5 protein-coding genes are annotated in these 9,875 nt (G+C 69.5%); 2 read left to right on the forward strand and 3 right to left on the reverse strand.

Features of this window, described 5'->3' with window-relative positions; genetic code table 11:
- On the forward strand, positions 1-832 hold an 832-nt coding region (locus QK444_RS24705), incomplete at its 5' end, for a polysaccharide deacetylase family protein (protein ID WP_282784154.1).
- Between the two features lie 6 nt (positions 833-838).
- Here QK444_RS24705 and QK444_RS24710 read toward each other — a convergent pair.
- From QK444_RS24710 to QK444_RS24720, 3 genes are read right to left on the reverse strand one after another with little or no spacing between them, the layout of a single operon-like run.
- The gene (locus QK444_RS24710; protein WP_282784155.1) at positions 839-2,206 is read right to left on the reverse strand and encodes an aminotransferase class I/II-fold pyridoxal phosphate-dependent enzyme; all 1,368 of its coding nucleotides are present in this window, start codon (positions 2,204-2,206) and stop codon (positions 839-841) included.
- Positions 2,203-8,544: a type I polyketide synthase gene (locus tag QK444_RS24715; protein WP_282784156.1), complete on the reverse strand. Its 6,342-nt coding sequence runs from the start codon at positions 8,542-8,544 to the stop codon at positions 2,203-2,205. The genes QK444_RS24710 and QK444_RS24715 overlap by 4 nt, the downstream gene beginning before the upstream one ends.
- 56 nt (positions 8,545-8,600) lie before the next feature.
- Positions 8,601-9,230 carry a GNAT family N-acetyltransferase gene (locus QK444_RS24720; protein WP_282784157.1) on the reverse strand — a complete coding sequence of 210 codons (630 nt, stop codon included), beginning with the start codon at positions 9,228-9,230 and terminating at the stop codon, positions 8,601-8,603.
- Between the two features lie 358 nt (positions 9,231-9,588).
- Here QK444_RS24720 and QK444_RS24725 point away from each other — a divergent pair, with 358 nt between their 5' ends.
- The gene (locus tag QK444_RS24725) at positions 9,589-9,873 is read left to right on the forward strand and encodes a hypothetical protein (protein ID WP_039818931.1); all 285 of its coding nucleotides are present in this window, start codon (positions 9,589-9,591) and stop codon (positions 9,871-9,873) included.
- Positions 9,874-9,875: the final 2 nt, after the last annotated feature.

Consider the following 9,875-nt stretch of genomic DNA (forward strand, 5'->3'; position numbering starts at 1 on the left):
GCTCGGACTCGTCCCGGTGCTCATGTATCACCAGCTGTCGCCCGCGCCCGCGGGCGAATACGACCAGACGCCGGAGGAGTTCCGCGCCGAGCTGGAGCGGCTGTACCGGGAGGACTACCGCCCGATCACGGTGTCCGACTACATCTCCGGGACGATCGACATCCCCGCGGGCACCCATCCGGTGGTGCTCACCTTCGACGATTCCACCACCAGCCAGCTCGCCTTCACCGCCGACGGCGAACCCACCCCCGACAGCGCCGTGGGGATTCTGGAGGAATTCCGGTCCCGCTACCCCGATTTCGCCCCCACCGCCACCTTCTTCGTGAACAATGACCCCTTCGCCGGGGAGGAGCGGGCGCTGCCCTGGCTGGCCGCGCACGGCTACGAGATCGGCGCGCACACCGCCTCGCACGCCAACCTCGCGAGCCTCGACGCGGCGGGCGTGCAGCGGGAGCTGGTGGAGAACGTCCGCGCCATCACGGCGGCGGTCCCGGACCAGCCGGTGCGTGCCATGGCCCTGCCGCTGGGTAGCTTTCCCGGTGATCGGGCACTGGCCGCGACCGGCGGCTGGGACGGCACCTCCTACGCGTTCGAGGCCGTCATGCTGGTGGGCTCCAACCCCGCGCCGTCGCCGTACGGCCCGGTCGATCCGGCCGCCGTGCCGCGCATCCGGTCGGGCCGCGATACGGTGCCGTTCGATTCCGCCTACTGGCTGGACCGGCTGGCCGAGCAGCGCTACACCTCCGACGGCGATCCGGCGCGGATCTCCTTCCCGCGTCACCTGTCCGGTGACCTGGCGGCCCGCTGGGCGGACCGGGCCAATCCGTACTGATCGCCGTCAGACCGCCGACAGCTCCGGAATCCGATCCGCCAGCTCGAGCACCTCGGCGAGCAGGTCGGCCGTTGACCGCAGCTGTTCGCCGGTGTGTTCGGAGGTGATGAAGAACCGCAGCCGCTCCTTGCCCGCCGGCACCGCCGGAGCCGAGATGGCTCCGGCGTACACGCCCCGTTCCAGCAGGGTGGCGGAGACGAATCCGGCCCGGAGCTCACCGGGCACGATGACGGGCACGATCGGAGTTCCCTGGGAATCACCGAGATCCAGGCCGCGCTCGCGGAGCGCGTCGTTGAAGGTCCGGGTATTGCTCCACAGCCGCCGCACCCGCTCCGGTTCCGCCTCGAGCAGGTCCAGGCCCGCCGCCGCGGCGGCGATGGTGGACGGCGCGGGACCGCCGGTGAGCATGGCCACGCCCGGCGCGCTCGCCTTCATGGCCCCGATGAGATCGGCGTCGGCGGCCACGAACCCACCACAGCTGCCCAGCGCCTTGGAGAGGGTGCCCATCCAGATGTCGACGTCGGCCCCGGCCATGGCGTAGTGCTCGCGAATGCCGAGCCCGCGCGGACCGAGCACGCCGAGCGAATGGGCCTCGTCCACCATGATCGCGCAATCGAATTCCCGCGCGACGGCCGCCAGTTCGGCCACCCGGCCGATGGTGCCGTCCATGCTGTAGTGCCCCTCCAGCACCACCAGGGCCCGGTCGAAGCCGCCGCGCGACATCTTGAGCACCGAGCGCAGCGAATCCGGGTCGTTGTGCCGGAAGTTGACCCGCCGACATCCGGCCCACTGCGTTCCCGAGACCACGCTGCCGTGGATGAGCGAGTCACAGACCGCCACATCGCCCTCGCGCAGCAGGAAGCCGATCACACCGGCGTTGGTGAGGTAACCGCTGGTGGTGACCATGGCATCGCCCTGGTCGTACAGGTCGGCGAGGCGTCGTTCCAGGTCACCGTAGAGCGGGATCTCGCCGGAGACGATACGACTGGCCGAGGCCGACGCGCCGTAGCGGTCCAGTGCGTCCTTGGCCGCCGCCACCACCCGCGGATGGCTGGACAGGCCCAGATAGTTGTAGGCGCTGAAGTTCACCAACTCCCGATCCGCCGCCCGGATCACCGTGTCGTTCGGGCTCTCGCGCGGCAGGAACAGCGGGTTGGTCAGGCCCGATTGCGCACTGATGGCCTTGATGGCCGCCTGCTTCCGCACGGTCGCCGCCACCTCCGGGTGATCGGCGAACTGTCGGCCCGGCCCGCGCGGGGGGCGTGCCGGTGCGGCGGCCGCCGGTCGCGCGGTCACCGTCCGGGCGGTGGGTTCGTGGTGAACGCGCTTGTCGGCGAGTAGTTTCCGCGCCAACTCACGTGCCGATTCGCTCATGCTGCTTCCTTTCCGGCCTGCTCGCCGCCGACCAGTACCTCCGCGGCCCGCGCGCCGGCCTGTGCCAGCGTGAACGACCGGCCCACCTTCAGCGACATGAGGTCCACGCCCACGGATTTGCCGACCAGTGCGCCGAATTCGACCGCCATGAGGGAGTCGAGGCCGAGTTCCGGCACCGGGATGTGGATGTCGATCGAGTCGGCGTCCACTCCCATGACCGCGGCCAACTGCTCGGCCAACATGTGGGCGACCACATCCCCGCGCTGTGCCTCGTCGAGTTCGCGCAGCGTCGCGACCAGATGCGAGGCGGCGGAGTCGTCCTCGGCCGCCGCGGCGATGAGCGCCGCCACCCGGCCGGTCATGCCGAAGATCGGCGCGGTGTTGCCGACCGTGCGCCAGTCCACCGGAATGATGGCCACCTGGTGGTGGATATCGAGTTCCAGTGCCTTCTCCAGGAATTCGGTGCCCTCGTCCATATCGATGGCGTCGAAACCGGTGGTGCGCAGGTAGCGCGCCACGTTCTCGTCCGCCTCGGCCATGCCGCCGCCGGACATGTGGCCCCAGCCGACCGCCAGCACCTCGCCGCCCCCGCGCGCCACCACGTCCGCGACCGATTGCAGGGCGATGTTCGCGGCCGTGTAGGAGTACTGCCCGGTGCCCGCGAATATGGCGCTGCCCGAGGAGAACAGCACGAACATATCCAGTTCCGCCCCGACGGCGGCGATGCCGTGGCGCAGCGCGTGCACGCCCTTGATCTTCGGCCGGTACACCGCGGCCAGGCTGTCGCGGTCCATGACCGAGACGCGCTTGTCGTCCACCACGCCCGCGGTGTGGAAGACACCGCGCAGCGGATGGTCGGCGTCGTGCGCCCGGGCGAGGACCGCCGCCATCGCCGCGGCGTCGGTGACATCCACCTGCTCGGTGACGATCTCGACGCCCTGCTCCCGCCAGGCGGCGAGCTGGGCGCGGCTGGCGTCGGTGCGCGCACCACCACGCCCGAGCAGGGTGAGGTGGCGTGCGCCGCGACCGACCAGCCAGCGCCCGACCGCCAGGCCGAACGCGCCGAAACCGCCGGTGATGAGGTATCGAGCCGCCGGATCGACGGTCACCGGGCGGGTGTCGGGGCGCACCAGCGGGGCCGGATCGTCGAGGCTGAGCGCGATCCGGCCCAGCCGGGTGGAGCGGGCCACATCCTCGAACGCCTTGGTCACGTCATTGGTGCCGTACAGCTCGAACGGCAGCCGTCGGTAGCGCTGGGCAGCGAGATGTTCGTTGACCCGGCCGATCACGCGCATGGTCTCGGCGCGACGCTTGGCCAGCATGCGGTCCAGATCGAAGGAGTGATAGGAGACGTTCTTGTCGAACAGTCGCATATCGAGCACGCCGCCGCCGTAGATATCGGCCTTGCCGATCTCCACGATGCGGCCGAATTCGGCCACCGCCTTGAAGTTCCGGCGCAGAATCTCCCCGGGGGCGGTGCTGATCACCACGTCGGCGCCGCGCCCGTCGGTGAGTCCGAGCACGTCGTCGGCGAAGTTCAGCGAGCGGGAGTTCAGCACCTGATCCGCACCCTGGTCGAGTACATAGGCGCGCCGCTCGTCGGTGCTCGCGGTGCCGATCACGGTCGCGCCGTGCAGTTTCGCGATCTGCACGGCCGCCGCGCCGACGCCGCCCGCCGCGCCGTGCACCAGCACCACATCGCCCGCGCGCACCCGCGCCAGTTCCAGCAGCGCGTAGTCGGCGGTGGCGAAAGCCGTTCCGCTGGTGCATGATCCGGGTTCCGCGTCGGTGTCGTACTTGATGATCAGGTCGCGGGGTGCGGTGTGATAGCGGCTGATCATACCCTTGGAGGTCAGCGTCACTGCGTCGCCGACGGCCAGATCGTCCACCCCGGATCCGACCCGCACCACCACGCCGTCGCCCTCCATGCCGGGCAGCGTGCCGAAGAAGGTCTCCGCCATATCCTGTTCGGTGAGCACGCCGATCACCTTGAGCGGATCCTTGTAGTTGAGGCCGATGGCGCTGATCCGCACCTCCACCTCGCCCGGTCCGGGTTCCCGCCGCCCGCAGCGCCGCCAGCCGAGCCGCGAGAGCACCCGCGACTTGGGCAGTTCCAGGCTGAAATTCGCCTCCGGATCGGTGAGCGGCACCGCCTCGTCCAGCTTGTCGAGCCGTTCCGGCAGCGTGGCGGCCACGACCGTCACCCAGCGCAGGCCGTTGCGCAGCATCACCTCGTCGGCGTTGTCGTAGCCGAACGCACCGGGAACCGCCAGTTCCGCCGCCAGATCGGCGGTGGCGACCTCTGGTTCGACGTCCACCAGCCGCCAGCGCAGTCGCGGCTGCTCGTTGAGCAGGACGCGGCGGGCACCGGCGAGCGCGGCCTGAGACGGGTTCGGCGCGGCGTCCTCGTCCGGATGGGCGTAGGCGCGTTCGGTGATCAGGCTGACGTGGATGGAACCGTCACCGGTCATGGGCATCTCGTCGCCGCGCTGTTCCAGCCACACTTCGAGGAAGCCCTCGATGGTGACCGCCAGGCGGCGCAGCGTCCACAGGGCGTCGAGATCCGCGTACGCGGTGCCCGCCACCACGGCCACATGCAGGCGTTCCACGCCCTCGGTGGCGACCGCGGCGCGAAGTCGCTCCAGGACAGCGTCTTCCAGGCCGTCGCGGTTCGGATCGCCGGTTGCGAACAGTTCGGAGCGCGGCGCGGTCGCGGCCACGGCGGTGGCACGATCACTCACCTCGGGGCCGAGCTCGACGACGAGCGTGAAGGCACCATCCGGCGACGGCAGCGCGGCGCGGTCCACCGGATCCCGCAGCTCCCAGCGGTCCTCGAAGAAGATGTCGGTCATCCGTTGCAGCGCACCGCGTCCCGGTGCGATGGAACCGAAACGCATGCCGACGATCTGCAGGACCACATTCTGTTCCGCGTCCAGCAGATCGATATCGGCGACGGGCGCGCCGGTGGTGTCGAGCCGGGCCACCACCGTCATCTGGTCCGGAATGGTCTCGAAGGCTCGCACCCCGTCCACGGCCACCGGCACCATGGCGCCGTCGTCCGCGCCGCCGGTGCCCGCCAGCAGCGCCGCCACGCTCTGCAGCGCGGCGTCCACCACGCACGGGTGGGCGAGGTGGCCGGAGTCGCGGGCCACCGAACCGTCCAGGGTGGCGACCACGGTCGAACCGGAGACGCGGACGGCGGTGGCGCGGCGGAAGGTCGGACCGTACCGGAGTCCGCGCGCCGCCAGCCCGTCGTAGAACGCCGCCGGATCCAAGGCGTACATATCGTCGACGTCGGGCAGCTCCACCTTGGTGGCCTCGAAGACGCCGCCCTGGATCAGCCGCCCGGTGGCATGGGTGGTCCAGAGGGACCCGGCCATATCCCGGGAACGAATGGTGAACCGGCCGGTGGACTCCTCCACCCGCAGTTCCACGACCGGTGCCGCGCCCTCGTCGATGACCAGCGGTGCGATGAAGCGCACCTCCTCCACCGCCACCCGGGTGGATTCGGTGCGCAGCGCGACCGCGCTCAGCGCGGCGTCCAGGTAGGCCGCGCCGGGCAGGATGCGTGCCTCGCCGACGACATGGTCGGCCAGCCACGGCATCGCGCCCACGCTGAGCTGGAGGCGCCACGAGGTGGTGGAGTTGTCCAGGTCCGGATCGCCCAGCATCGGGTAGCCGTCGGGGGTGCCGTGGCGGCGCTGCTGGAAGACCGGATTGAGGTTCCGCAACCGGGTCCGCTGCCACGGGTAGCGCGGCAGGTCCACGTGCGGGGTCACGGTCTCGGTGAAGAGCGCGTCGATATCGAGGGCCCCGGCCGTGTACAGCCCGGCGATGGTCTGCCGGATGCTCTCGGCATCGGACTGCTTGCGATGGAGCGTGGGCACCGTGGTGCCGGATTCGCCCGCGCCGATCAGGATTTCGCGGATGTTCGCGCCCAGCACCGGATGCGGGCCGACCTCCAGGAACACCCGGCTGCCCGCCCCGACCAGCGCGGTGACGGCATCGGCGAAGCGCACCGGCTGCCGGACATTGGCACACCAGTACTCGGCATCCCAGTCGCCCGCGGTGACCCGTTCCCCGGTGACCGTCGACCAGAGCGGAATGCGCGGCTCGGCGAGGGTGAGATCGGCCAGGGCCGTGCGCAGTTCGCCGAGGATCGGCTCCATGAGGTAGCTGTGATACGGCACCTCGACGTGCAGGCGCTTGGCGAAAGTGCCCTGCTCGGTGAGGGTTTCGGCGATCTCGTCGAGGCGCGCCGCGGCCCCGGCCAGCGTCACCGCGCTCGGACTGTTGACGGCGGCCACATCCACCAGCTCGTCACCGGCGATGAGTTCCCGGGCGGCGGCGAGCGGGAGCCCGACGGCCAGCATGCCGCCCGATCCCGCGGTGGTGGCCTGCAAGCGGGCCCGGTGGTAGCTGACCAGGAGGGCGTCGCGCAGTGACAGCATGCCGGTGACGTAGGCGGCCGACACCTCACCGACGCTGTGCCCGACCACCGCGGCCGGATGCACGCCCAGCTCCGCCAGCATGGCGAACAGCGAGACCTGCACCAGGAAGTTGGCGGGCTGCGCGACCGCGGTCGTGGTGACCTTGGATTCCTCTTCCGGGCGCAGCAGCTCCGCGACGATCGACCATCCGGTGATCTCGGTGAACACCGCGTCGATGCGCTTCGCCTCGGCGGCGAAGACGCCATCGGCCTCGAGCAGTTCCCGGCCCATGGCCCACCACTGCGGCCCCATGCCGGTGCAGACGAAGACCGGTTCCGGATGTTTGCGGGCCACCGTCTTGGTCGCGCCGCGGCCGGAGCCGTGCGCGAAATCGACCAGGCCGCGCACCAATTCGGTGTCGTCGCCGAAGGTCAGGGCGGTGCGGTAGGGGTGATGCCGCCGCCGGGTCCAGGCCGCCTCGGCCAGCCGGGCCGGGTCCGCGCCCTCGGCGATGAGCTGGGCGAAGCCCTCGGCCAGTTCGCGGGCGGCCTGTTCGTTGCGTGATGAGATCGGCAGCACCCCGAAGTGTTTCGGGGTACGCGGGGTGGCCGCGGTGGGCACGTACTCCTGGAGGATGGCGTGCGCGTTGGTGCCGCCGTAGCCGAAGCCGTTGACGGCCACGGTCATCCGCTCGACCTCCGGACCGACCGGCTCGGCTTCCAGCTGGAGCCGGATCCCCAGTTCGTCGAACGGGATGTCCGGATTCGGCTCGTTCAGCCAGCCCTGCGGGGCGATGGTGCGGTTGGCGACGGCCAGCGCGGATTTGATGATGCTGGCGATGCCGGACGCCGCTTCGGTGTGCCCGAGCTGCGCCTTCACCGAACCCACGCCCAGCGGTGCGGTGCGGCCCGGTACCCGCCCGTAGGCATTGCCGATGGCCCGCAGTTCCAGCGGGTCACCCACCGGGGTGCCGGTGCCGTGCGCCTCCACATAGGTGACCTGGTGCGGCTCGATACCGGCCCGCCGGGTCACCGTCTTGGCCAGTTCCTCCTGGAGGTCGGCATTGGGCACCGTGATGGCGGTGGTGCGGCCGTCCTGATTGGAGCCGGTGGCCTTGATGACGGCGTACACCCGGTCGCCGTCGCGCTCGGCGTCGGCGAGTTTCTTGAGCACCACCATGCCCGAGCCCTCACCGCGGCCGTACCCGTCGGCGGCGGCGTCGAAGGGTTTGCTGCGCCCGTCGGCGGCGAGGAACCCGCCCTTGCACATGGAGACGAAGGGTTCCGGGCCGAGCAGCATGGTGACGCCACCGGCCAGCGCCACCGTGCAGTCGCCGCTGTCCAGGGCCTGGCAGGCCAGATGCAGCGCGACCAGGGAGGACGAGCAGGCGGTGTCGACGGTTAGTGCCGGGCCGACCAGGTCGAGCGCGTAGGCGATGCGGTTCGACAGCATGGTGTAGGACGCGCCCACCGCGGTATGCATGTCCACGTACGGCAGCGCGGCGTTGGTGGTGGACACCGCGAGTTGGTCCAGGGTGAACGCGCCGAGGTACACGCCGACGGGCGCGCCGGTGATGCGTCCCGCCATTCCGGCGTCGTCCAGCGCCTCCCAGGCCACCTCGAGTACGAGGCGCTGCTGTGGATCCATGGCCGCGGCCTCGCGCGGCGAGATGCCGAAGAAGTCGGGATCGAATTCCCAGGGGTCACCGGTCATGAACGCGGCGCGCCGGGTGTACATTCGACCCGGGGTGCGTTTATCCGGGTCGTAGTAGCGGCGATAGTCCCAGCGTGATTCCGGGATGTCGACCACCCCGTCGCCCTTGCGGACCAGGAAGTCCCAGAACGATTCCGGTGAATCGATGCCACCGGCATAACGGCAGCCGATTCCGACAATGGCGATGTCCGACACGACGAGCTCCTCGGCGAAACTGGAGAATGGACCTGCTGATAGCCCCCCGCTGTTCGTCAATCCGCGTGAACCGGAACCGGCGGGCGCAGGACGAAATTCAGCTCCGGACCGGTCTTTCCGATCCGAGCCTTGGTGACGAACTCGAAGCCGAAGCGGCGATAGTAGGCAACGTTGTCGTCCTTGGTTATCCCGCACACCGGCGCGGATTCCCGGTCGGCTTGCGCGTCGACCCAGTCGACCAGCGCGCGACCCACCCCACTGCGCTGAATGTCCGGATCGATGCCGAGATAGACCAGCAGGTGGTGCGGTTCGGCGGGCGCGACCCTGGCGATGGCCTCGTCGACGTGGATGCCCCGCACGGTGGCCGGTCCCATGGCCCACAGCAGCTGTGGTCCCGAAACCATTTCGCGCCACAGTGATTTGCGGTATCCGGCGGGGTACCACAGCATCGCGCCGACCACCCGGTCGTCGAGGGTGGCGACGATCGCGCCGTCGCCGGGTAGGAAGCGGTGCCGGATCATCGTCCGCAGCATGCCCGGCGTGCGACGTTCGCGGATCGCCGCATCCGGGAAGACGTACTCCTCGATCGGATCGTCGGTGGCGAAGGCCGCCGCGACAACGCGAACGATTTCGTCGATGTCAGCCTCGGTGGCCCGGCGAATAGTCGGAGTGGCCGACTGATTCAAGTCTGTCCCTTACATTTTCGTGCCCATAGTCCGACCCCCGATGCCGAACTGTCCCTGCCTGCCCTACTGGACGGTAGCCGATGATGCTACTTGCCAGTAGGTTACACGCGTTCACTGATCTCGCCACCGGTAACCGTTGTGGCATAGAACAATTCACCACTGGATTGCGTCGCGAAGGAACATGTTCTAGAGTGGCCCGCTCCGACAATGCCCCTGCGGGACTTCGCAATTGACCCAGACGGTTGAATTCCGGATATACTTCTCATTCTTCGAACCGTTATGCATAGCCGCTATAAGCGTGTAGCCTGGTCCCGGCCCTGAACACGACAATGCTCGTTCGGAAATGGGGACAAGCTCCGTGCCACCCACATCGGCATACGGCTGGGGAAGCGGCGTCATCGACCAGCTGTCCAGCCCGCCAGAGGTAACGCAATACCAGAATCCCGAGGATTCGCCCGCCACCATCGTCACCTACCAGCAGCTCGACTGGGCGATCATCGCTGTCGCCTGCGCCGCCGTGATCGCCCTCGCGGTACTGCTGATGGTGCTGGTGAGCAATGCGGAATTCGGTGCGGGGCCACCGACCCTGCCCCCGCACCCCGAAGCCTGCCAGCCCTTCTGCGCGGGCGGCACGGGCTACTGAAC

The organism is Nocardia sp. CC201C (assembly GCF_030010695.1).
GTDB classification, from domain to species: domain Bacteria; phylum Actinomycetota; class Actinomycetes; order Mycobacteriales; family Mycobacteriaceae; genus Nocardia; species Nocardia otitidiscaviarum.

Excerpts from the sequence above, each read along its gene's own strand:
- QK444_RS24710 (WP_282784155.1), bottom strand. The coding sequence starts at position 2,206 with ATGAGCGAATCGGCACGTGAGTTGGCGCGGAAACTACTCGCCGACAAG.